Source organism: Providencia lanzhouensis, assembly GCF_050469745.1.
GTDB lineage: Bacteria > Pseudomonadota > Gammaproteobacteria > Enterobacterales > Enterobacteriaceae > Providencia > Providencia lanzhouensis.
The window spans coordinates 1,966,334-1,990,649 of sequence record NZ_CP174123.1; the positions used below are offsets into that span (position 1 = coordinate 1,966,334).

General features: G+C 39.2%; 24 protein-coding genes. 12 read left to right on the forward strand and 12 right to left on the reverse strand.

All coding sequences use genetic code 11. The features are described 5' to 3' along the window. The first annotated feature begins 20 nt into the window (after window positions 1-20). On the forward strand, window positions 21-1,595 hold the full coding sequence (gene ahpF / locus ACIH2S_RS09245; RefSeq protein ID WP_108478160.1) for an alkyl hydroperoxide reductase subunit F: 1,575 nt from the start codon (window positions 21-23) through the stop codon (window positions 1,593-1,595). Window positions 1,596-1,702: 107 nt separating this feature from the next. Here ahpF and ACIH2S_RS09250 read toward each other — a convergent pair whose 3' ends face one another. The 3 genes from ACIH2S_RS09250 to ACIH2S_RS09260 all read right to left on the reverse strand — a co-directional run bounded on the left by ACIH2S_RS09250 (window position 1,703) and on the right by ACIH2S_RS09260 (window position 4,439). After that, complete coding sequence (locus ACIH2S_RS09250; protein ID WP_108478159.1) at window positions 1,703-2,029, reverse strand: hypothetical protein; 327 nt, start codon at window positions 2,027-2,029, stop codon at window positions 1,703-1,705. Between the two features lie 246 nt (window positions 2,030-2,275). Continuing rightward, window positions 2,276-2,857 carry a YebB family permuted papain-like enzyme gene (locus ACIH2S_RS09255; protein WP_036948113.1) on the reverse strand — a complete coding sequence of 194 codons (582 nt, stop codon included), beginning with the start codon at window positions 2,855-2,857 and terminating at the stop codon, window positions 2,276-2,278. Window positions 2,858-2,951: 94 nt separating this feature from the next. Beyond that, window positions 2,952-4,439, reverse strand: coding sequence for a PLP-dependent aminotransferase family protein (locus ACIH2S_RS09260; protein ID WP_430248524.1), 1,488 nt, complete (start codon window positions 4,437-4,439; stop codon window positions 2,952-2,954). Between the two features lie 102 nt (window positions 4,440-4,541). On the opposite strand from ACIH2S_RS09260, the gene ACIH2S_RS09265 reads away from it, so the two are divergent. After that, window positions 4,542-5,000, forward strand: coding sequence for a GNAT family N-acetyltransferase (locus ACIH2S_RS09265; protein WP_036948107.1), 459 nt, complete (start codon window positions 4,542-4,544; stop codon window positions 4,998-5,000). Window positions 5,001-5,063: 63 nt separating this feature from the next. On the opposite strand, the gene ACIH2S_RS09270 is transcribed toward ACIH2S_RS09265, so the two are convergent. Continuing rightward, on the reverse strand, window positions 5,064-5,603 hold the full coding sequence (locus ACIH2S_RS09270) for an NADAR family protein (RefSeq protein ID WP_036948323.1): 540 nt from the start codon (window positions 5,601-5,603) through the stop codon (window positions 5,064-5,066). Window positions 5,604-5,819: 216 nt separating this feature from the next. Here ACIH2S_RS09270 and ACIH2S_RS09275 point away from each other — a divergent pair, with 216 nt between their 5' ends. Then, window positions 5,820-6,728, forward strand: coding sequence for an AEC family transporter (locus tag ACIH2S_RS09275; RefSeq protein WP_036948104.1), 909 nt, complete (start codon window positions 5,820-5,822; stop codon window positions 6,726-6,728). Window positions 6,729-6,806: 78 nt separating this feature from the next. Here ACIH2S_RS09275 and ACIH2S_RS09280 read toward each other — a convergent pair whose 3' ends face one another. Further along, window positions 6,807-7,139 (reverse strand): MliC family protein, encoded by a 333-nt coding sequence (locus ACIH2S_RS09280; RefSeq protein ID WP_132495912.1) that lies wholly within the window; start codon window positions 7,137-7,139, stop codon window positions 6,807-6,809. Between the two features lie 452 nt (window positions 7,140-7,591). On the opposite strand from ACIH2S_RS09280, the gene ACIH2S_RS09285 reads away from it, so the two are divergent. The 4 genes from ACIH2S_RS09285 (at window position 7,592) to ACIH2S_RS09300 (ending at window position 11,600) form a co-directional block, all read left to right on the forward strand. Beyond that, on the forward strand, window positions 7,592-9,058 hold the full coding sequence (locus ACIH2S_RS09285) for an AMP nucleosidase (RefSeq protein ID WP_036948100.1): 1,467 nt from the start codon (window positions 7,592-7,594) through the stop codon (window positions 9,056-9,058). Window positions 9,059-9,076: 18 nt separating this feature from the next. Continuing rightward, window positions 9,077-9,598, forward strand: coding sequence for a GNAT family N-acetyltransferase (locus tag ACIH2S_RS09290; protein ID WP_108478156.1), 522 nt, complete (start codon window positions 9,077-9,079; stop codon window positions 9,596-9,598). A gap of 107 nt (window positions 9,599-9,705) precedes the next feature. Then, the gene (gene accA, locus ACIH2S_RS09295) at window positions 9,706-10,665 is read left to right on the forward strand and encodes an acetyl-CoA carboxylase carboxyl transferase subunit alpha (RefSeq protein ID WP_430248528.1); all 960 of its coding nucleotides are present in this window, start codon (window positions 9,706-9,708) and stop codon (window positions 10,663-10,665) included. A 44-nt stretch (window positions 10,666-10,709) separates the two neighbouring features. Next, the gene (locus ACIH2S_RS09300) at window positions 10,710-11,600 is read left to right on the forward strand and encodes a LysR family transcriptional regulator (RefSeq protein ID WP_036948093.1); all 891 of its coding nucleotides are present in this window, start codon (window positions 10,710-10,712) and stop codon (window positions 11,598-11,600) included. 57 nt (window positions 11,601-11,657) lie between these two features. On the opposite strand, the gene ACIH2S_RS09305 is transcribed toward ACIH2S_RS09300, so the two are convergent. From ACIH2S_RS09305 to ACIH2S_RS09315, 3 genes are all read right to left on the reverse strand, one after another. Continuing rightward, window positions 11,658-12,125, reverse strand: a complete 468-nt coding sequence (locus ACIH2S_RS09305) for a DUF1456 family protein (RefSeq protein WP_036948092.1) — start codon at window positions 12,123-12,125, stop codon at window positions 11,658-11,660. 101 nt (window positions 12,126-12,226) lie between these two features. Further along, entirely contained in the window at window positions 12,227-12,541 is a 315-nt protein-coding gene (locus ACIH2S_RS09310; RefSeq protein ID WP_036948090.1) for an AzlD domain-containing protein, read from the reverse strand. Continuing rightward, window positions 12,538-13,239, reverse strand: a complete 702-nt coding sequence (locus ACIH2S_RS09315; protein ID WP_036948088.1) for an AzlC family ABC transporter permease — start codon at window positions 13,237-13,239, stop codon at window positions 12,538-12,540. Before ACIH2S_RS09315 ends, ACIH2S_RS09310 begins: the two co-directional genes overlap by 4 nt. Window positions 13,240-13,699: 460 nt before the next feature. Between ACIH2S_RS09315 and leuE the strand changes: the two genes are divergently transcribed. Together leuE and ACIH2S_RS09325 are read left to right on the forward strand one after the other, a co-directional pair. Further along, window positions 13,700-14,341, forward strand: coding sequence for a leucine efflux protein LeuE (gene leuE / locus ACIH2S_RS09320; protein WP_036948086.1), 642 nt, complete (start codon window positions 13,700-13,702; stop codon window positions 14,339-14,341). A 165-nt stretch (window positions 14,342-14,506) separates the two neighbouring features. Then, window positions 14,507-15,313 carry a tetratricopeptide repeat protein gene (locus ACIH2S_RS09325; RefSeq protein WP_430248531.1) on the forward strand — a complete coding sequence of 269 codons (807 nt, stop codon included), beginning with the start codon at window positions 14,507-14,509 and terminating at the stop codon, window positions 15,311-15,313. A gap of 85 nt (window positions 15,314-15,398) precedes the next feature. Here the strand turns inward: ACIH2S_RS09325 and ACIH2S_RS09330 are convergent, their stop codons facing one another. From ACIH2S_RS09330 to ACIH2S_RS09340, 3 genes are all read right to left on the reverse strand, one after another. Next, window positions 15,399-18,485: an efflux RND transporter permease subunit gene (locus ACIH2S_RS09330; RefSeq protein ID WP_132495920.1), complete on the reverse strand. Its 3,087-nt coding sequence runs from the start codon at window positions 18,483-18,485 to the stop codon at window positions 15,399-15,401. Continuing rightward, complete coding sequence (locus ACIH2S_RS09335) at window positions 18,482-19,573, reverse strand: efflux RND transporter periplasmic adaptor subunit (protein WP_230083251.1); 1,092 nt, start codon at window positions 19,571-19,573, stop codon at window positions 18,482-18,484. Before ACIH2S_RS09335 ends, ACIH2S_RS09330 begins: the two co-directional genes overlap by 4 nt. A gap of 112 nt (window positions 19,574-19,685) precedes the next feature. Then, window positions 19,686-20,597, reverse strand: a complete 912-nt coding sequence (locus tag ACIH2S_RS09340) for a DMT family transporter (protein ID WP_154599278.1) — start codon at window positions 20,595-20,597, stop codon at window positions 19,686-19,688. An 86-nt stretch (window positions 20,598-20,683) separates the two neighbouring features. Here ACIH2S_RS09340 and ACIH2S_RS09345 point away from each other — a divergent pair, with 86 nt between their 5' ends. Next, on the forward strand, window positions 20,684-22,021 hold the full coding sequence (locus tag ACIH2S_RS09345) for a PLP-dependent aminotransferase family protein (RefSeq protein ID WP_036948074.1): 1,338 nt from the start codon (window positions 20,684-20,686) through the stop codon (window positions 22,019-22,021). Between the two features lie 28 nt (window positions 22,022-22,049). Continuing rightward, window positions 22,050-22,529: an NUDIX hydrolase gene (locus ACIH2S_RS09350; protein ID WP_272533949.1), complete on the forward strand. Its 480-nt coding sequence runs from the start codon at window positions 22,050-22,052 to the stop codon at window positions 22,527-22,529. Between the two features lie 6 nt (window positions 22,530-22,535). Here the strand turns inward: ACIH2S_RS09350 and ACIH2S_RS09355 are convergent, their stop codons facing one another. Next, complete coding sequence (locus tag ACIH2S_RS09355; RefSeq protein ID WP_036948068.1) at window positions 22,536-23,159, reverse strand: LysE family translocator; 624 nt, start codon at window positions 23,157-23,159, stop codon at window positions 22,536-22,538. A gap of 219 nt (window positions 23,160-23,378) precedes the next feature. Here ACIH2S_RS09355 and ACIH2S_RS09360 point away from each other — a divergent pair, with 219 nt between their 5' ends. Continuing rightward, a complete protein-coding gene (locus ACIH2S_RS09360) occupies window positions 23,379-24,254 on the forward strand; it encodes a LysR family transcriptional regulator (protein ID WP_036948066.1) in 876 nt (291 codons plus the stop codon). Window positions 24,255-24,316: the final 62 nt, after the last annotated feature.

Below are 24,316 nucleotides of genomic sequence, written 5' to 3' on the forward strand. Positions count from 1 at the left end.
TTTATGACCAAGGGGATTACATGCTCGATAATAATTTACAGGCTCAATTAAAAGCCTATCTGGAAAGATTAACTAAACCCGTAGAGTTAGTTTCGAATTTAGATGACAGCGCAAAATCAATTGAAATAAAACAATTACTTGAACAAATTGCGTCGCTGTCTGACAAGGTGACTGTGCGTGAAGAGCACGATGTTGCACAAAGAACACCTTCATTTTTAATCACCAACCCAGGGACTAATATTGGCGTGCGTTTTGCGGGCTCACCATTAGGCCATGAATTTACCTCTTTAGTGCTTGCTCTCCTGCAAGTGGGTGGTCATCCATCTAAAGAAGCACAAGAATTGTTGGATCAAGTGAAAGGGCTGGAAGGCGACTTTAACTTTGAAACTTACTATTCATTATCTTGCCATAACTGCCCTGACGTCGTGCAGGCGCTGAACTTAATGGCGGTATTGAATCCGAACATCAGCCATACGGCGATTGATGGTGCGCTGTTCCAAAACGAAATTGATGAACGCAACATCATGGGTGTTCCTGCTGTTTTCTTAAACGGCAAAGAATTTGGTCAAGGTCGCATGACATTAAGCGAAATCGTGAGCAAGGTGGATACCAATGCTAACGCGCGTGCGGCAAAAGCGATTAGCGAACGTGACCCATTTGAAGTTCTGATCATCGGTAGTGGTCCAGCGGGTGCATCCGCTGCGGTTTATACTGCGCGTAAAGGCATTCGTACCGGTGTTATCGGTGAGCGTTTCGGTGGGCAAGTCATGGATACCGTTGATATCGAAAACTATATCTCGGTATTAAAAACTGAAGGTGCAATTTTAGCTGGCGCCCTGAAAAATCATGTGGATAGCTACAATGTGGATGTGATTGATGGTCAATCCGTTACTAAGCTTATTCCTGCTGAACAAATTGGCGGATATCACCAAATCGAAACCGCATCAGGCGGTGTGATGAAGGCGCGCAGTATTATTATTGCTACTGGTGCACGCTGGAGAAATATGGGGGTTCCGGGCGAACAAGAGTACCGCACAAAAGGAGTGACATTCTGTCCTCACTGTGATGGTCCATTGTTTAAAGGCAAACGCGTCGCGGTAATCGGTGGTGGTAACTCCGGTATCGAAGCAGCTATCGATTTAGCGGGTATCGTTGAGCATGTGACGGTATTGGAATTCGCGTCAGAATTGAAAGCGGACTCCGTGCTGCAAGCCAAAGCCCGCAGCCTGAGCAATATCGATATTATTTTGAATGCTCAAACGCTTGAAGTTAAAGGCGATGGCAGCAAGATGACTAGCTTAGAGTACAAAGACCGCACGGATGAAAGCGTGCACTCTTTGGAAGTAGCAGGTGCGTTTGTTCAAATCGGTTTATTACCAAATACCAATTGGTTAGGTGATACTGTTGCTCGCAATCGTATGGGCGAAATCGAAGTCGATGCACGTAATGAAACCAGTGTGAAGGGCGTATTCGCCGCTGGTGACTGTACAACAGTGCCTTATAAACAGATTATCATTTCCGCCGGAGAGGGTGCCAAAGCCGCATTGAGCGCATTTGACTACCTTATCCGCACAAGTACCAGAACCGCTGAATAGCTCATAGTTTAGCGGGTTGTAGCCAAAAGGCACTCGGGGGCGAGTGCCTTTTTTTGTGGTTCTAATAATCAAGATAAGTAAGGCAATTTCATTAATATAATTGCTAATCACTTTACCCACACATCCACAACTTTAGCCACCACTGGTAGTAATTGAGTCAATATCACACTACCCACAAACCATAAAATGATTTTATTGGCGCTGGCGGCTAAAGCTTCTTTGGTGGAATAGTTGGATTTAATTACGGCGATATTGGTTTTGACTTCATGCAGATCATTTTTCATTTTATCGATCTCTTTTTCTAAGCTATTTAACTTTGAATCCATATTATTTCCCCCATGAGATGCTCTTGGATGATGTTGTTTAAATGAATTATCGCTGTAAGAAACAAATAACATTAAAGGGACTTGTTTTTCTCGGAATTGATTCGCCATTGCGTTTCTCCTCAATCCTTTTACTGAACGTGCTCATCCATTAATTGCGTTTTGAACAAACGAACGGGCATAAAAATCGGTGTATGGGGTAGGAGGGTATTTTGATGAGGAAATAGAGTCAAAAAATAGCGTGAAGATAGTGCTGAAGTTACTCCTAAAAACGTTGAGTTGCTAGCTAAAGCCCTGTGGTTCAGGGCTCTTTATCTGTGTAGTCAGAGTCAATCAATCAGTTGTTAAATGCAGGGATTAATGAATATCTTCGTGACTACGGTACACCAAAGAAAGCTCTGGATGATGCCATAAGCTAGCAGGGGTGACGGTCGTGCGCTCCCAAGGAATGGAACCAATAAACCACAGCTTCCAGAATTTTAATTTGGCATTCGGATTTTTTGTTAATAATTCTTGGAAAGTTTCGATTTCACCAATACGAATAGATAGGGCAGATTGGTAAATGTCGAATACAAATTTGGAACAAAACTGGCGTGATGAATCGTATTTAAACCCTGTATGGTAAAACTTATTTAATCGTGGAAAAACTTGTGTCACTAACGCTTGTTTTTGTGCCTCGGTTAAATGTGTGGATAAGCGGCGCACACTGTAACGATGCTCAGATGAGCGGGCAATAAAACGGGATAATGTGGTGGTAGTCGATAAAGGAATGCGGCTTTCAGCCACTAAATAATCGTCACCATCATGACCGATGATCATGCCCACATGGTTACTCCAACACTTTGATGCAGAAGCGATTTGGCGAAAAACTTCAGTGCCGATACTGGTGAAAACAATGTCACCGATTTCCAGTTCATATGGGTAGCTTATTTTTGTCATAGACACCTCAATAGAGTGAAAAGTTACATTGAGGTCATCTTATAAGCCGTCCAATACTAGCGGCAATCGGAATTGCGGCGAATATCATTTCTGTTTAACTTGGGTATATTTTCAACAATGCTTCACTTAATAACTGAATATTCTGGATGATTTTTTGTTCAGTGTGGGCGGCATATCCAAATAGAACGGCATCATTATTTTGGCTGTTAATACAATAACGAGATAATGGTTGTGCACCAAAACCAAGGTTACGACACTGTTCTAGGATAATCTCTAAGTTATAGCCTTTTCTTACCCAACAGACGGTATGAATTCCTGAATCATTCATTTGGGCATCAAAAATATGCGGGAGATATTGATTGATGGATTGGCAAAAAGCAGTTTGGCGTTCATAACAAATTTTGCGGATCTTACGAATATGTCTCGCGTAATGACCTTCTTGAATAAACTGCGCTAAAGCGGCTTGTTCTAAATAACTACAATGACTGTCACTGTAATATTTCATCATCGTAAAAGCTTCACTCAGACTTTCTGGCACAATTAAAAATCCAAGGCGAAAACCGGGATACATCATTTTAGAAAATGTACCGGCATATATAACACGTTGATGATTATCAAGCCCTTGTAAGGCTTGAATCGGTTTGGATAGAAAACGAAATTCGCTGTTGTAATCGTCCTCAAATATCCAAGCATTGTTCTGTTGCGCCCAATCTAATAGTGCAAGACGGCGGGGTAAACTTAAAGTTGTTCCAAGTGGAAATTGATGTGATGGTGTGGTGTAAATCAGTTTGGCATCACCATGATGTGCAGCCGCGTATTCAATATTCATTCCTTCATTATCGGAAGGGATCGGTGAAATATTGGCGCCAGCGGCGGTTAAAATTGCACGAGCACTATCATAACCAGGGTCATCGAGCCAAACAGTATCGCTTTGTTTTAATAAGACTTTAGCTACTAAATTTATTGCCTGCTGGGTTCCGTTGACGATAATAATTTGCTTGTCATTGCAATGAACACCTCGGGTTGAACGCACATAATCAGCTAATAATTTTTTGAGTGGTATATAGCCATCAGGATGATTATAGTGCGTGATATCATGCTTGGATTTTCGCCAAACTCTTCCTAATAACCGCCCCCAAAGGTCATGGGGAAACTGATCAACACAACCAACGCCAATATTAAATATTGAGCGCTTATTGGTATTTGGACGTGATTGTTCCCAAAGTGGCTGAAGGTTATTCAATATGGAGTTCAGATAAAGTGCAGGATTCTCTTGTTGGGAAGCCGCCTGTTTGGTGCTGATTGGACGAACTAGCTCATCAGGAATTTGTGCAGAAACATAGGTTCCAGAGCCTTGCTTTGAATATAAATAGCCTTCATCGATTAAGCGTTCAAACCCTGCAATTACCGAGTTACGAGAAATTGACATCATCTCAGCTAGAGCCCGAGTCGAAGGTAATTTTAGGCCAGCAGCAATCCGTCCATCCAATATTGCATTACGGATCGTATGGTAAACTCCTTCATTAATTCGACCCTGTTCAATTAATAACAGTGGGAACTGAGCTTGCTGCTTTCGTCTCATAAGTGGATCCTAAATAAATAACAAAAGTGTATCTTATACAGTACCAGATAGCTCTGTACTATAACCTCATTCAGTTATATGTCTACAAATGGAAGGGTTATTATGAATAATGCAGAACTACCGGTATCTATTGAGTTTGTTTCCCCTGAGCACTACCCAGAATGGTTAGTTTATTGGCTGGAATATCAAAAATTTTATCAAGTGGATTTAAGCGAAGAAATTACATTAAAAGCATGGGCTCGTTTCTTCGACGAAAAAGAACCAATGCACTGTGCTGTCGCATTAGAAGGGAGCAAAGTAGTTGGTTTTGTGAACTATCTTTACCACCGTTCCACTTGGGCAGAAAATGATTTTTGTTATTTAGAAGATCTTTATGTGACCCCTGAAGTTCGTGGCCGCCATGTAGGGAAGCAATTAATTGAGTTTGTTCAGCAACAAGCGCAGCAGAAACAGTGTGGACGTTTATATTGGCATACCCAGGAAACCAATTTACGTGGACAAAAGTTATACAATTGGGTAGCAGAAAAACCGGGTGTTATTGAATATAGAATGCCACTATAAATGAGTATTCAATAAAATGAAGACCCGCTGTTTGATAACAGCGGGATATTTGTGCTAAAAATCTTAATTGGCTAATTGTGTCCGTACTTCCATTAATGCAAAGCCCAATAAATTTAAGCCTTTCCACGTAAGCGGATTTTCAATATTCTCCGTATCTTCCGCTAAACCAATTCCCCATATTTTATCGACAGGGCTCGCTTCCACAAGGACACGCTCATTGGTTGCCAATAAGAACTGCTTTAGCGCGTCATTTTGAGAAAACTTGGCTAAATTAGCTTTTACAACAATATCAAATCGGTTTGCATCCCAAATATCTTGTTTAAAGCCACGAACTTCTCGTCCAAAGGCTTTGGCTGCTCCAGGATTCGGAGCATGGATAATTTTTTGCAGAATTTCACTATCACCAAATAAACGCGCTTTTTCTGCCATCATAAAATGTTCAGCACTGGCGAAACGGTTACCATCAACGATAAAAGGGGCGGGATACCATTGGCTAAAACAGCTTTTTGTAATTTGCTGTTGTTTGGATTGATGCCCCCAGAAAAAGACATACTTAAATTTCTTACCAGTTCGGTAGAGCTTACAAAGGTTTTTTATATCCATAGGACTAACTTGAAAAATAATAATTAGATTTAATGAGAGTAACGATAAATAAATGTGTTGGCTATCGGAAAAACCTGCACTGTATTTTTGAATAAAGCTCACACTCTGGAAAGGTATCTATATGTATCGTTTTTTTTAACTAACGTCTCATTGATTTTAACGATATAGTCACATTTATCAATTCATAATGGTTTGAAAAAAAAGAATTTCTTAATCATGGAAAAGATCTTACTCGTGTTGTGGCCGTTGTTTGCTCTCATCGCAATGGGTTTTGTTTTACGTAGAACAGCACTATTTTCTGCCGATTTTTGGCCTAGCGCAGAAAAACTCAATTACTTTATTTTATTTCCTGCATTATTAATAAACAGTTTGGCGAGTGCGCCACTCAATAATCCCAAATTACCCTATCTTGCCTGCGCCATTTTTTTCATCCTTGCTGTAAGTTCACTGCTTGTCGTGATAAATAAATATTTATTTAGAATACCAATCCCACGATTTGGAGCTCACATTCAAGGAATCATTCGTTTTAATACTTATTTAGGATTGGCGATTGTTGCGGATCTTTTTGGATCAGAAGGGATTGCGATTTCAGCGGTGATTATGGCGATTTTAGTTCCCAGCTGTAATGTTATTGCGGTACTGTCGTTAAGTGCAGGAAAAAAAGTTTCATTAAAGCAGTTAGCCATGCCTATTGTGAAAAATCCATTGATTATTTCTTGTGTCGTAGGAATATTATTAAATTTATTACCGATAGGTTTACCATTTGGGTCTGATCAATTTTTAAAATTATTGGCAGCAGCCAGCTTACCTTTGGGGCTAATTTGCATTGGTGGGGCATTACAAACAGCAACGCTCAGAAAAGAGTTTAAGCCTATTATGGTTTCAACATTGTTTCGCTTGCTTGCTATGCCTATTCTAGCCTCATTTACGGCTTATTTATTTGAATTACCTACATTAGAAAGTGTGCTTTTAGTTATCTTTTTCTCCATACCTACTGCACCAACATCCTATATTTTAACTAAGCAACTTAATGGAGATAGTCAATTAATGGCGGGGATCATTACTTTCCAAACTATTTTTGCCGTTATTACATTACCGCTAGTTTTAACATTAATTACCCAATAAGATTATTTTTATATAAAAAAGCAGCATCATAATTATTGCTATGCTGCTTTTTACGATTACGTGTAGTTAGATATACAATTATTTAACCAGTTTACAATCACGACCTTTATCGTCAGAAATACGGTTATTAACAGCATCATCTTCAGAAATAGTGGCTAAGTTTAACCCTGCTTTGCTGCTCCATAGTTGGAAGTTTTCACCAACATAGCGAGCGCCACTCGCGGCTTCTTTGCTTTTCAGTAAAATCAGTTCATCGCTGTAAAGCATCACTGCTGTATCTTGATTAGGGAAAGAAACTTTAATTTTTTGTCCATCACAGTTATAAGTTTGTGTTTTCGCTGCAAATGCAGATGAAGAAGCAGCCAAAATTGATAATGCAGCGATAGAAGAAACTAAAAGTGTTTTTTTCATTGGATTTCCTTAATACCTTTTAAGTATTTATACCAGCGTTCATAAACATTGAAACCATAAGCTACAGCGACATAGTATTACTTTTAAATATACATTGTATAAACATTTATTCACTATTTGATGAAATTTAATAATGTTCTTAATTTCGGGTTTATTCCTTTATTAAATAAAATTACAAATATCGTAGAGGATATTTTTTCTGAAGGTTAATAATTCATTTAAGGTTTAAAATAATCTATAAGCACTATCTTAAAGTTGATTTAAATACTTTTTTTTCTAATTTTAATTAATCTTGAAATTGGTGATAGGTAAAAATAGCTAAATAACAAATAGGATAAACGAAAATTTTAACTTATTAAATTTTCAAGGATTAAATGCAATTTCTTGTGAGTGTTCGATGAATAACATACACTGAAGGCGTAAATTTTACGTCATTTGATAAGGAGTTAAGCGTGTCTTTGGAACAATGCCGAAAATATGAAAATCTTTCTATAGAAGAGACAATCGAAACACTCTCATTACTCTATTCAAATGCCATTGAAGCCTTGAGAAATGCCATTGCAACCTATGTTGATAAAGGGACATTACCGGATGTTAACGCACGAGAAAATGGGTTGTTTGCCTACCCTGAGTTGTGTGTAACTTGGGAAGGAAAGGTTGATCATTGTGAAAAAACGCGAGCTTATGCCCGTTTTGTGAAACGGGGAGATTACAGTATTACTGTGACCCAACCTGACTTGTTTCGAGCTTACCTCGTTGAGCAATTGACCATTTTTCAACAAGATTATGACGTATCTTTTGCAGTTCGTCCGTCTAAGACTGAAATTCCATATCCATTTGTGATTGATGGTTCAGATTTAATTCTTGATAGAAGTATGAGTAGCAGTTTAGCTGCTCATTTTCCTATTACAGATCTCTCTCATATCAGTGATGATATTACGGATGGCTTATATCATGTGACGGACGATATGCCATTATCCCACTTTGATGCACTCCGCGTAGATTTCTCTTTAGCGCGACTAAAACATTATACGGGAACACCACCTGAGCATGTTCAGCCTTACATTTTGTTTACCAACTATAACCGCTATGTTGATGAGTTTGTGAATTGGGCCTGTGAGCAAATTCGTGATCCAGAAAGCCGCTATATCGCGTTATCTTGTGTAGGGCATAATTATTTAACCGCTGAAAATGCCGATCCTCAATTTGCTACATCCGATTTAACATGGAAAAAATTCCAAATGCCTGCATATCATCTGATTGCACGTGATGGCGGAGGAATTACATTAGTGAATATTGGCGTTGGTCCAGCAAACGCGAAAAACATTTGCGACCATTTAGCAGTATTGCGTCCTCACACGTGGCTAATGATAGGTCACTGTGGTGGGCTGCGTGAAAGCCAAAAAATAGGTGACTATGTTCTAGCTCACGCCTATTTACGTGATGACCATATTTTAGATGATGTATTACCACCAGATATTCCTATTCCAAGTATTGCTGAAGTTCAGCGGGCGCTTTATGACGCCACTAAACAGGTAAGTAATATGCCTGGTGAACTAGTTAAACAGCGTTTACGTACGGGAACTGTGGTTACAACCGATGACCGTAACTGGGAATTAAGATTTTTTGCAACCGCACGCAGATTTAGCCTTAGTCGAGCCGTTGCTGTGGATATGGAAAGTGCCACCATTGCCGCACAAGGTTACCGTTTCCGTGTCCCATATGGCACATTACTTTGCGTTTCGGACAAGCCGATTCACGGGGAAATCAAACTGCCGGGACAAGCAAATAGTTTTTATGAAGGCGCAATATCGGAGCATCTACAAATTGGGATCCGTGCCATCGATCTGCTACGACAAGAAGGTGATAAGCTACACTCCCGAAAATTAAGAACATTCGACGAGCCGCCATTTAGGTAATCTAGAGGAGGGAAATTCGTGATCCCTAAACTTGAAACAGATAGGTTAGTTTTAGCAAAACATGAGGTTAGTGATTTTTCAGCACTTTCGCAGTTATGGGGACAACGTTCAATGGTTCAGCATATTGGCGGTGTTCCCTCAACGGAGCGCGAATCATGGATGCGTATGCTCGCGTATGGCGGACTTTGGCCTTTACTCGGGTTTGGTTATTGGGCGGTGAGAGAAAAAGCGACAGGAAATTATGTGGGAGACCTTGGGTTTGCCGATTTTCATCGCATTGTTGAACCCCACGTTAAAGGTATTCCAGAAGCGGGATGGGTGATTGCGCCTGAATATCAAGGCAAAGGTTACGCGACGGAGGCGATGCAAGCTGCATTATCTTGGTTAATCGCGGAGCAGAAACACCAAGAAAGTATCTGCTTTATAGGACCACAAAATATACCGTCACTGCGTGTTGCTGAAAAGTTAGGGTATATACAAGATAAAGAAGTGTTCATGAACGGCAGTATCTCGGTATTGTTGCGTAAAAATCTTATCTAGCCTTAATTATCCCATTTTTGATAACTATCAATCCTATTCTTATTTATAGAATAGGATTGATCCTCTCAGTAGACTCTTAAAATTACTTGGTTGATTTTAAGGTCACTATGTCTAGCCACTTTCTTGCATTCGAAAAACCTATTATTGAGCTTCATGAAAAAATTGAAGCATTAAATGCCTTTAAGCAAAAGGGTCATCCATCAGAACTAAAACTTGATGAAGAGATCCAATTATTAGAAAAAAAATGCCAATCACTCACTGAGAATATTTTCTCTTCTTTAGGTGCATGGGAAATAGTGCAATTAGCACGTCATCCAATGCGTCCCTACATGCTTGATTATATTTCTCTTATATTTACTGAGTTTCAGGAATTTGCGGGGGATAGAGCATTTGCTGACGACAAAGCTTTAGTTGGTGGATTAGCACGTTTAGACGGTCGCCCAGTTATGGTAATGGGGCAACAGAAAGGGCGGGATACGAAGGAAAAAGTAAAACGTAATTTTGGAATGCCATCCCCTGAAGGTTATCGAAAAGCGCTTAGATTAATGAAAATGGCGGAGCGATTTAAACTGCCAGTTATTACCTTCATTGATTCAGCAGGGGCTTATCCTGGTGTTGGCGCTGAAGAACGTGGGCAAGCTGAAGCAATTGCGCGCAATATTCAGGAAATGTCTTGCCTAACAACGCCGATTATTTGTGTGATCACCGGAGAAGGTTGTTCCGGAGGCGCGCTCGGGATTGGTGTGGGGGACAGAATTAATATGTTGGAATACAGTACATACGCAGCAATCTCTCCGGAAGGCTGCGCTTCTATTTTATGGAAAGATTCCCAAAAAGCGCAAGTTGCGGCTGAGGTGATGGGAATGACCGCGCCTAGACTAAAAGCGCTGGGAATTATCGACACAATTATTCCTGAACCGTTAGGCGGAGCGCATCGAAATTACGCATTGGCTGCACAATATCTGAAGCAGCAACTTATCTACGATTTAAACCAACTTAGTGCATTAGATAAGGATACGTTATTGGATCTACGCTACCAAAAAATAATGGAAATTGGCTATTGCTAATGTTATTAGTGGGGCATTAATGAACACTAAAATTAGGTTGTATTATGCCTGTTGATCTTAATTTACTAAAGGTATTTGTTGCAGTGGCCACTCAGGGAAGTTTTGCTAATGCAGCAAAACATCTCTCAATGCCAACATCAAATGTGAGTCGGCAAATTAAGCAGCTTGAAACTCAACTTAATTGCCGATTGATTGAACGGACTACACGGCAAATGCGTTTAACTGAACAAGGTACTTTATTATTAAATAAAAGCCAAAAATTGTATTTAGAATTAGATGAAACCTTGCAACAAATTAGCACCTCAAAAATATTAAGTGGCACTTTGCGGTTAACTATTCCAAGTGAATTTGGCAGTGTATTATTTGCAGATTTACTGGCTCAATTTGCGCTTACTCATCCTGACCTTGCCATCCACTGTGACACGCAGCTAGCCCCTCTGGATGTTATTGGTGATGACGTGGATTTATTACTGACTTTTCATCGTGGAGCATTGATTGATAGTAGTTATCACTCAAAATTGGTTAAGTCATGGGAAAGTGTTGTCGTTGCTGCTCCTAAATTAATTGAAAAACAAGGGATACCCAGCACCGTGGATGAACTCAGCATGATGCCCTGTATCACGAGTTTCAGTGCGTTGCAGGGGCAGCCATGGATTTTTAGCACACATGATGGTCAGTTAAAAAAAGTCAGTATAAACAGTCAGTACCGTGTTAATAGCGGTATTCTTGCCAGTGCGGCGGCACTTAATGGGTTGGGATTTGCTATTTTATCAAAAGAGGGGTGCCAAAGCGCAATTCAAACGGGAACATTGGTGGAAGTTAGTTTTGATGATATGTATCCAGCGCCGATTGAGCTACGTGCTGTTTATGCCTCAAAACGTTCACTTTCGCCGAAAGTTGATACCATTTTGAGTTATTTGCTGAAAAATATCTAGGCCGATATTACTATCAGCCTATTGCCATAATGCCAATAAACATTATGGTGATCCGAGTTATTTATTTCCGCGTAGGCGTAGTGTTAAGCCTTTTAATAGGTAACGTAATAGTTGGTCGCCACATTCACGATAATTTTTATGTTCTGGATTACGGAAAATAGCACTTAATTCTGGTTTTGAAACTCGGAAATCAACAGATTGGTAGATTTCCAGTAAATCAACATCTTTCAGTTCAAAGGCAACACGTAATTTCTTGAAAATAATATTGTTATTGATTCTATCTTCAACTTCAGGCGCTGGACGACTTTCATCTTTACCACGGCGATGGTAAATCAATCCGTTAAGAAAGTGACCGAGCACAAGGTCGCTACATTCAACGTAGTCTGGATCGGTATCTTTCTTTAGCCAGAGGCTCATTTCTTCTTTTGTGACTGAAAAGTCTGCAAGTTTTACGATTTCAACCATCTGAGCATCGCTCAAATCCAACATATAACGAACACTTCGTAAAACGTAATTATTTAGCATGGGGTTAATTATCCAACGGATCGATTAAAAAACAGGCTTATATTAGCCATGAAACGTTATTATAAAGCAAAGGCGGCTACCGATGCTTTATAAATTATTGGTTAGCCCATAAAGTAAATCAGTCCATAGAAAAAGACTAAAGTTAATCCGACGGTTACTAACATATTTTTCAGTAAGGATGCAGCCACAACGCAAAATAGCGCTCCCCAAAGATAAGGATTATCAGGAAAACTACGCAATTCATGGTTTTCTAATAAGATTACAGGAGCACAAATTGCGGTAAGCAAACAGGGGGCAGAATAACTGAGTGCTTGGCGTACAATTAATGGTAACCGTATGGGTAATTGAGGGATCAGAAAAATATAACGGAGAGAGAAAACAACAGCCGTTAAACTGATAATTAAAATCCAGATCATTTTTCTTCCCTTAATAAACGAGAGACACCAACAGAAACAAACATTCCACCAACACCGGCAATCACAATTGCACTACTGAACGAATGCATTGATAAGGTAATTGCTGTAATTAATGAAAATAAAACACCACAGGCGGTACTTATTTTTTTAGTGAGTGGAACTACAATGGCCAATAGTGTCGCGACGACTGAGAAATCTAAATGTAATTTACTTAAATCACCCACCAAATTTGCCATCACAATGCCGCATAGGCTGGTGACTAACCACACAAGATAAAAACTAAATCCGGCACCAAATAAATAGGAAAAACTGAGGGCTTGACGCTTGGCTGCACTAATGGCGAATAGCTCATCAGTTAATAGAAAGCCAATGCTTAAACGTTGTGGTGTCGTAAAATTCTTTACGTGAGGGCGCATGGTTAGCCCATATAAAAGATGTTGTGATGTAATAAAGAAGACAGAAATCACAATTGTAATATAGCCTGCCCCAGAGTTGAGTAAACCTAGGGTGACTAACTGAGCTGCGCCTGCAAAAACCATTGCAGACATTGCGATGCTTTGCCAAAAAGAAAGCCCTGTTTCAATGGCCATGGAACCTGCAAGAACTCCCCACGGAATAACTGCAAGATTTAAGGGTAATGTATGGACAGCTCCATCCATCATTGCGCGTTGCCATGGCTTTGGTTGTTGAGACGACATCGATGTGCACCTGTATGTTGAAATGTCATTCATTGAATAAAAGTCTAAACAAAGACAATGTTGATTTAACTACAGGTATTTAGAGTAAAAATTATTATTCGATACGCTGTAGGTATCCATTGTTATATCGTGAAATGTGGAACAAATCACTATCTCTACCTACAGACTTTAAATGGTATTAAAAACTAACTTTTTATTAGTTTATGAAGTTTTATATTGATTAAAAATTTTTTTTGGCTTGATGCTGGTTAAGTGATTTTGATTGGGGTTTAATTTCAATTTCAACTGTCAACATCTATATCAATGACTAGATTATAATTAAATTGCTAGATTTATATTCTGTATATTAACATATCTCTGGTGATATCTTTTATTAAAAATAAAAAATGTGTATCATAGTACCCATTAAGCAAGAATGTGAATTAATTGTTATAACTTTTATTGAGTTAGCGGGTTTATTATGCTTGAAAACTTCGGTATTACAAACTTATGGACTTATCTTATCGGTGTAATTTTTATTACATTGGTACCAGGCCCTAATTCTCTATTTGTTTTAACGAGCAGCGCAAAATATGGTGTAAAAAATGGTTACAAAGCAGCACTTGGTGTATTTACTGGTGATGCATTGCTCATTTTTTTATCATTCTTAGGTGTCGCGTCTTTAGTCAAAACGTCTCCTATATTTTTTAGCGTGATCAAGTATGCGGGTGCTACCTACTTATTTTACTTAGGTATTAAAACGTTGTATGCAGTATTACATAAAAAAGAATCTGCAACAGATGTCGATGGGATCATATTAGAAACAAAAGGCACTTATAAGAAAGCCGTCTTTCTAAGTTTACTAAATCCAAAAATGATCATTTTTTATGTTTCATTCTTTATTCAATTTATTGACCCAGCGTACCCAAGTGCAGGGGTACCATTCTTCGTGCTCGGCGTGATATTAGAAGCATGCAGCATGTTTTATCTATCAATGCTGATATTTGGTGCTGTTGCAGTGACCAACATGGTAAAACACAATAAAAAATTATCTAAATTTTCAAATAGCTGTATTGGTGCCGTCTTTTTAATGTTCGGTGCAAAATTAGCATTAACAGCCTAATTTATTGATTTATAAATTTTTACTAAAGGATAGCTGGCAAATGTGCCAGCTATTTTTTTGTTTTTAATTTATCTTTTCAGGTTTTTTCCTGTTTGCCTTCAGAGTGATGCCTGTCATCATGATGCTAATTTAGTCACGACTAAGTAAGCCGCTGTACAAGGAAGTATGAGTACGGCTATATACAAAACCATCGAATTGATATTAACTGAGGTTGTTATGCACATTCTGGGATTATTAATCTATTTTATTCCTGCAATTTATTTCGCTGTCCATTCAATAAAAAGTAATCAAAACTCTTATTGGTTGTTCATTTTATTTGTTTTCCCAATTTTGGGCTCGATTGTTTATGCGCTGGTCATTTGGATGCCGACTATGCGTTATTCCCGCCATGGGTATAAGTTAGAAAGAGCGATTAAAAAACAATTAGCCCCAAATAAAAGCATCAATCAAGCTCTAAAAGAGTATGAATTAAATCCGACTACGAATAGTTGTGTAACACTAGCAGATGCATATACCGATAAAGGTGACTATCAAAATGCGATTAAATACTATCAGGAATCACTGCAAGGAATTAATCAGTATTCACCGGATATTATGTTGAAATATGCGGATGCACTGTATGAAGCGGGGGAGTACACGCGTTGTAAAGAGACGTTAGACCTATTGTGTGAAAAAAATTCAACGTTCAACTCGAATGCAGGTCATTTTTTATATGCTCGTTCTTTAGTACGCTTAGGTTTGGTTACAGACGCTGATAATGAGTTTCGTGCCTTATTAAGTCATCGTGATCATATTGAATACAAGGTTGCTTACGCTGAGTTTTTATTTGAACAAAAACGTGTGATTGAAGCGATGCCATTAATTGATGAAGTGATTAAAACCTATTCACTTTTACCCAAAGCGGCACAAAATTATAATAAGCACTGGTATCAAACGGCTGTGAAATTAAAAAATAGTAAGTTAATAGAATAAGTTAGCTTTCAAATACAATCATTAAAAACATCTCGTTATTGGCTCTCCATCGTTGGTATGGAGAGCCAAATTATTGCAATTATTCCTACCAGCGTTTTATATCTCTATCAGATTGAGTGACAGATGTACATTTCGCTAATAGCGGCAATGTTTTCTTTTTCAAATCATCCATCAAGCTATAAATAACGGGAACAAATAGTAAGCTGAGAACGGTTGAACTCATCAAGCCGCCGATAACAGCAACTGCCATTGGTGCTCTAAATCCCGCATCAGCTCCAGTTGTGAGTACGAGGGGGATCATCCCTGCAATCATGGCAAAGGTGGTCATAATAATAGGACGGATTCGTTCCTGACCCGCTTCGATAATAGCTTGTTGTCGATTTAAACCAGCTCGTTCTTTTTCAAGAATAAACTCCACCAAAAGTATCGAATTTTTGGTGACTATTCCCATTAACATTAAAATACCAATAATGACAGGAAGATCTATCATTGCACCATATAACACTAAGGCGATAATGGCTCCCCCGATAGAGAATGGTAGTGCCACTAAAATCGTTATAGGTTGCATAAAATCTTTAAACAAAATAATGAGTATGGCGAATACCAGTAGTACACTGAAAAGCATTGTTGTACTAAAACGTTCAAACATATCGAGCATGAACTCCATATCACCATACTCTAATGGCTCAATACTTTTTGGTAGTGATTGATATTCAGGAAGTTCGACAACGCGTTCCAATGCTTCGCCAAGTGATAACCCATCTAAATTACCTTCAATAGACATTTTCCTAGCTCGATTTATGCGGTCAATCTGTGATGGTCCATCGCTAAAATTAATGTTAGCAACGGATTTAAGTGGCACAGTTAAATCGTTACCGCTACGAATATAGAGATTACGCAACGCGCTTACGTCATTTTTTTGATTGTCAGGTAAAACAACCTGTAACGTTAATTGTCTATCCGGTAAATTAAACTTAGCGCTGCGAGAGTTCGATTCTCCCATTGTTGCCACTCTTAATGTATTGGCGATTTCTTCTACATTAACTGCAGTTCTTCCTAAATCTTGCAGGTCAGGGGAAATAATCAGCTCTTTACGTAAAAGTGGTTTAATAACACGCACATTATTAATGCCATTTACGTTGGCAACTGCATCGCGAAGCTTATGCATTTGAATTTCTAGCTCTTTGGGATCAGCTCCTGTAAAGGTCAATGAAAATTCTTTATTTCCTTCGCTATTACTGAAGGTATAGCGTGCATCTGGAGTTTGTTGTAATAGGTGAGAAATTGAGTTTTCAAACTGTTTTTGTGACATTTCACGTTCATTTGGTTCTGTTAATGTCAGAATTATTTGGCCTTTATGCTGAGCTATTCCATCGGCGTCATCACTGATCCCCGCAATGGTATAAATTGACTTTATTTCAGTACGTGACTTCAATTGTTCAGTCATATTCCTAACCGCTTTTTGCGTTTCTTCGACAGGGGTTCCCGGCGGTAATTCCACTTCAATCTGGCTAACACTAATATCGCCTTCAGGCATAAAGCCAATAGGCAGATAAGTAATACTGGAGATTGAACCAATCAAAAATATAAATGCGAATGAAAGGGCGAGTTTGCGATGTTTCAATGTCATTACTAACAATTGAGAATATCGATTGATCCAGTTAGGTACAGAATGTTCGGTCACTTTCTTTTTTGCAGGTAATAAAACATAGGCCGCCATTAATGGCGTAACTAATCGGGCTACTAGTAACGAAGATAAAACAGCCGCGGAAACGGTAATACCAAAAGGCACAAAGTATTTACCAACAAAACCGCCAATAAAACTGACGGGTAAGAATACCGCAACAATAGTGAGTGTGATGGCGACAATGGCAAAACCTATCGCGTCTGAGGCTTTTAAAGCGGCTAAATAAGGGCGTTCGCCTCGCTCTATGTATTTTTGAATATTCTCAATTTCGACAATTGCATCATCGACCAAAATACCGATGACTAATGTCAAAGCAAGCAGTGTCATACTATTAAGTGAATAACCAAATATTGCCAATACCAAAAAGGTGGGAAGGATAGATAAAGGCAATGCAACAGCCGCGACCAAGGTAGCTCGCCAACTTTTTAAAAAGAAGAAGACAATGATAACGGTTAAAAATGCACCTTCTAATAAAGTTTGGATTGTTAAATGGTAGCTTGACTCCGTATATTTCACAGTTGATGAAACAAGCTGAATAGAAATATCAGGATGTTTCAGTTTTAATTGTGCAAGTTCATGTTCAACATTATTTGCTACCTCGGTATCACTGGAACCTTTTGCACGAAATACGGCGAAACCAACTACATCTTTACCATTTAATTGCGAAATAGTTTTGGCTGTTTTTTGACCCTGATAAATTGCAGCAATATCCCCGAGTTTAATCCACTGTTGATTACCAATAGGTAACTGAATATCGTTAATTTCATCAACGTTCTTTTTTTCACCTAAAATTCGAATAGTATGTTGTAGGTCATTATATTTAGACGAGCCACCAGCGGAATTTTGATGCACGCTTCTGAGTAATTCATTAATGCTCAGAATAGACAATTGTAATGCTGCAAGTTTATCGGTATCAGGCTCAATACGAATAACGCTATCAGCACCACCAAGGCGGCTAACTTTTTGTACTCCGTGAGCCGTAATTAACTGCTTACTGACTGTATCATCAATAAACCAAGATAAATCGGCAAGGGATTGGCTATCTGATGAAACGGCGTAACGTAATATTGCACCGCCTTCGATATCAATACGGTTAATTAATGGTTCATCAATTGTTTGCGGTAAATCACTGCGGATTTGTGCGATTTGTTCCCGAATATCATTGGTTGCAATATAGGCATCCACGGTTAAATCAAATTCAACCGTGGTGGTGGAAATGCCTTCAGTGATGGTTGATGTGATATGACGGATCCCTGGAATACCAGAAACTGCCCGTTCAACTGGTTTCGTGATAGCGTTTTCCATTTCGGTCGGGGATGAGCCATCTTGCGTAATGGTCACTGTGACTATTGGAAAATTAACTACCGGGTTTGCAGTAACAGGCAATTGATTAAAAGAAAATATACCCGCAATTGTGAGTGCTAAGAACATAACTATAGTAGGAATAGGGCGCGTGATTGCCCATGAAGATAGTTGGAGTTTCATTGACTATCCTTGGCTGGGGTCACTGTATCATTTTCAGTTAAAAAGGCTTGGGCATTGGTGACAACAACGGTATCACTCGAAATAGGGGATAAAATCTCTATACGACCATCATGAATTTTTCCGGTGGCTATTTTTTGCTGCTTCACTTTATTATCAACAACAGTGAAAATAACTCGTTCACCATTATCTAATGTTCGAATGGCACTGTATGGGAGCGTAGTTTGCAGTTTTTCTTGATTGGAAATAATCGCGGTACCTGATTCTCCAGCTTGTAGATTATCTCCATTTTCGGCGAGAGAAATACGAATCTTTCCTTGTTGTGAAATAGGATCTACTTTCGGTGCTAAGTAACGTAATTTTCCTGCTATTTGATGGTTGTTAGGCGTTTTTAATTGAATAAACTTCAGATTTGATAAACGTTTTAATTCTGAAATATGCGCTAACGCATCAAATTCAATTTCACCATCTTCAATGATTTTAAACAGTAACTGATTATCCGTTAACATTCCGCGAATAGCATGACGCTCACTGATCACGCCTGAAATAGGCGCAATGATCCGTGACTTATCTTGTTGGCTTTTTTCTTTCGCGAGCTGAGCTTGTAATTGACGCAGTTCTGCTTTATTAGCATCTAAAAGTGCATTAGCCGCTAAAGATTCTGATTTTGCTTTTTCAAAGTCGTTGGCAGAAATAACCCCAGTTTTAGCCAGAGGAGCTAGACGAGAAAGTTCTTTTTGCGCTTGTTCTGCCACTGCTTTTTGCTGCTTAATATAGGCTGTGGCTTTTTCAGTTTCAGCTTGTAACTGGCTTACAGATGCATTTTGGAGTGGAGATTCTAATATGGCGAGTAGTTGGTTTTTCTCAACCCATTGACCTTCTTCAACCAGTACATCAATCACCATTTGTTGTTGCAAAGGTGAGCCAATCGCAATTTCATTTTTTGCAACAAATGTTCCCGGTAAGGACAAGGTTTCCGTATAGGGTATTTGCTTAGGCGAAGTCACACTTAATCGCATGGTTTCAGAAAATGAGACCGGCGATATAAACAGCATACAAAACAGTAGGGAGGTAATACTAAAACGTTTCATAAACCCATAAATCCTAATCGTGATATTGAGGGTAAATTAATGAAATCGCCTCAGCATTACCATAAACCAAAGTTAAACCTTAATTTTCCGTTAAGGTTAGTTATTTCAATATCTAACGTGAAAAACGTTTTGAACCAGCGACACACAGAATGACTCCAAGCGTAGACATGATCATGACGCTATTAACTGTTTCATTAAGTAGCCAAGCGGAAAGTACTAATCCAATAAACGGTTGTAATAGTTGCAATTGACTGACGCCCGAAATTCCGCCTTCAGCCAGCCCTCGGTACCAAAAAAAGAAACCAATTAGCATACTAAATAGAGAGACATAACCTAGGCCCATCCATGCTTCAAATGGCACAGTAGAAAACGTGGGTGGTAAGCGCAAAATACTGAATATCACCATGATGGGTAACGCTAAAACCAACGCCCAGCAAATCACCTGCCAACTCCCTAATGATTTTGAAAGTACAGCACCTTCTGCGTAGCCCAATCCACAGACAATCACAGCAATGACCATATATAAGTCACCTTGCCATGCGTGAGTGGCTCCTTGAAGAATTGCGAAGCCGATTACAAATAAACTTCCCATGACTGAAAACAACCAAAACAATTTGCGAGGGCGCTCGCCTGCCCGTAAAACGCCGAATAAAGCGGTAGACAAAGGAAGCATCCCTAAATATACAATGGAGTGAGATGAGCTAATGTACTGTAATGCAACAGCAGTTAAGAATGGAAAGCCAAGCACCACACCAAATGTCACGATAAGAAGAGGAATCAACTTTTGTCTTGCTGGGATTTTTTGGCGTAAAGCTATCAAAACAATCAGAGCCAAAATTCCAGCGATGGTAGCCCGTAGAATGGTCAAATAATCGGGCGAAAACCCACTGATAGCCAGTTTGGTTGCGGGAAGTGAGCCACTAAAAATAGCAACACCAATAAATCCACTGATCCAACCGCGAGTGGTATGAGAGGGATCCGTTATGGAAACACTGCTCGATGTTAATCGTTTAATTTGATTCATAATTGACCGTTATTATTAGTAATTGAGTTTTACTAAGCTAATCGACATAATCATGACAATCAAAAAATTGTCATAGGTACAATTTCATGACTCAGAATCGTTATAAGCAGTATGTTGACTTGCTTTCAGCGCAAATCATGAGTGGCGAATTGAAAGCGGGGGAGCGTTTGCCTACGCATCGCCATTTTGCGGAAAAATCGGGTATTTCCTTAGTGACAGCTTCTCGGGTATATCGAGAACTGATTGAACGGGGCTTGATCATCGGGGAAACCGGGCGAGGCACCTTTGTCCGAGATATCAATCTATTGCCCAAGTTAAGTATTGAGCAAGATGTCGCTAAAAACGCGTTAGACCTGAATTTCAGTTATCCGATTGCGAAAGAACAAACCAAACTATTACGGGAATCGTTACGGGAAATAGCGGTTGGTGGTGATCTAGAAGGGATTCTTTATTATCAACAACATACAGGGCGGGAACATGAAAGAAAAACGGTCGCTAAATACTTAAAACAGCGTGGGTTAACTCATGCAACGGCAGATACAGTGGCTTTAGTGAGTGGTGGGCAACATGGTTTAGCTACCATCATTTTAGGTATGTTCAGTCCTGGGGATATTATTGCCGTCGATGCCTTAACTTACCCGGGGTTTAAGGCTCTTGCAAAAATTTACCATTTAGAACTGATATCTGTGCCTACGGCAGAAAATGGTCCAAACTTACAAGCGTTGGATAAGCTATGCCAACAGAGAAAAATTCGAGCTTACTATGCGATGCCGACTTTGCATAATCCACTAGGCTGGGTGATGAGTTTATCGGAGCGTAAAAAGTTGGTGGATATAGCTAAACGGCACCAATTTTTCTTAATTGAAGATGGATCTTATGCCTTTTTGCAGCGACCAGCAGTTGTTCCATTAGCAACGCTGGCACCTGAAATTACATTTTATACAACAGGTTTTTCGAAGAATATTGCAACGGGATTACGTGTCGGCGCGGTACTGGCACCGCAACAATATATTGAAAACATCGAGCGTATTATCCGAATTACAACATGGAATACACCGGCAATAACCACGGCTATCCTCTGTGATTGGATTGAAAAAGGTGAGGTAGATAGCATTGAAAGGGATAAGCGACGGGATGCAAAAATACGGCAAGCAATAGTCCAGAAAATTTTTACGGATATACCCTATATTGCGCATCCTGCTAGCTATTTTGTTTGGTTACCATTACCTGATGGCGTACGCGCAGATGCAGTCGTCAGTGAATTAAAAAAGCAAAATATAGCCATTAGCAGCGCAGAGTCTTACAGCACATCAAACTCAGTACCGCAGGCGTTAAGAATAGCAATTAGTACCTTATCCCATGAAGAACTGGCGGTGGCAATAGCGGCGATTAGGGGCGTTGTATTGTACTTAATTGATTTATAAAAATGATAGGTATAAAGGAAGAAAAATAGTGGAACATATCAAACATTTTACGGCGACGGCGATGATCTGTAATTCCCGAGGGGAATTTCTATTACATGAGCACCCTAAGCTAGGTATCTGGCTACCTCCTGGAGGTCACGTTGATCCAAATGAAGAACCACAAGATACCGTTGTTCGTGAAGTGTTTGAAGAAACAGGCTTACGGTGCCGAGTGATTGATTGCCGCTATCCGTTACACTCTAAGGTAAATGATTCAAAAAATACTCTCTCTTTACCAATTCCTTTAGCTATTTTAAAAGAATTCATTGCAGATAAGCGCCAAGGAGATCATTGGCATATCGATATGGTTTATCTCTGTGAGCTCATAGACGAAGAAATCCAATGCAATGCAGATTTTCATTGGATTTCTCTGAGTAAAATGAATGACTTAAACCTTCCTAAAGATGTGGTGGAGCTTGCCATTATGGTGAATGAACATTTTCAAAATGGTTCGGTTCATTCGAAATGAATTCAGTCATGATGAAATACTAAAAAAGAGCAAAGAGATACCCAGAATAATTAATAAGGCGCCGATAACTCTATCCATAATGAATTGATATTTTAAGATTTTATTTCTAATCAATGGTGCTGCAAAAAATAGAGCAATTAAACTAAACCAAACCCAATGTGCAAAAGAAATAAATAATCCGTAGCTGAAGTTTAGCCATTGAGAATTACCAGCTTGGATCACTTGGGTGTAGACCGAAACAACGAAAAACATCGTTTTAGGGTTGAGTGCATTGGTTAAAAAACCCATTTTAAATGCGGAAAATGAAGAGGGTGCTGATGTTGGGTTAAGGTTATCGCTGGCGTTAATGGCTGTTTTGTTTGTTAGGGATTTAAAGCCGATATACACCAAGTAAGCGACGCCAAGGAGTTTGACTGCCATAAATAATGTAGGGGAACTCATAATGATCAGAGTCACGCCAAAAATGGTATACAACACATGAATTTGCACTCCAGCAGCAATACCAAGGGCACTGAGTAAACCCGTTTTGGTGCCATAGGAGTAGCTATTTCTGGTGACCATAGCGAAGTCGGGACCAGGGCTAATAACCGCCAAAATAGTGATGGTGGCAACAGCGATAATTTCATTCATAGTGAGATCCTAATGGTAATAAAAACTGACTTAATTTTTGGGTGAAAAATAGATTTGATTAATTAGATACATTGATTATCAATAGATTGTAGTTAGATAAAAAGCGATTTATTCTCAATGAAATCTGTCAGTTTTCGTTACCTATTTAATTGTGAAACTACTCATTTTATAAGCTTCTTGATTTTATAAGCCCCTTAATTTTATGAAGACATTAATTTTATGAAACTGCCTCCATTAACATCGTTACGGTTTTTTGATGTTGTTGCGCGCTATGAAAGTATTATTAAAGCCGCGCAAGAGCTGCATGTTACGCACAGTGCAATTAGCCGCCAGATAAAATTACTTGAGGAGCATCTCGGTGTTTTACTGTTTGAACGGCGTAATCGAGCTATCTTTTTAACAGAAGAAGGTAAATTGTTATTTCAAACAACAACACACTTATTCCAGCAACTTTCTGATACCGTCGAAAAAATTACGCAGCGTCCTCATAACCAAGTAGTTAGTTTATCGTGTGAGCCGACCATCGCAATGAAATGGTTGATCCCTCGTTTAACTGATTTTTATCAGCAACACCCTGAAATTACGGTACATTTGATTGCCGCAGGTGGTCCTATTGATTTTAATAAGGCGGGAGTCGATCTTGCTCTTCGTCGTAATGATTTCACTTGGGATGACAATATTTATGCGAAGAAAATATGTGCAGAATGGATGGGCATTATCAAGAAAAATGATAGCCAACCCTATCATGAGATGAACTTACTTGTGCCAGCCTCTCGGCCAAATGTTTGGCGTACATGGCAAGCCCGTAGTGGCACCAATTTACAACATAATAAACAAGTTAATTTCGAACATTTCTACTTGTGTTTGCAGGCTGCATTAGCAGGACAGGGCGTTGCTATTGCATCGTTCCTAATGGTTGCTGATGAAATTAATACACAACAATTAATGGCCCCAGAAGGTTTCATTGAAGATGGTTCGGCATATTATTTACTTTCACCCAAAGAAATAAAAGCAGATACCCCAGCGGCCATTTTTATGGAATGGTTGGAAACAAACGTGAATCAAAGCCTGTTGTTAACTCAGCAATCGGCATAAAATTTGTATACTTTTAAGGGTTTGGTCATTTAATCACCGAACCTACTTGCGTAGTGAAGTTT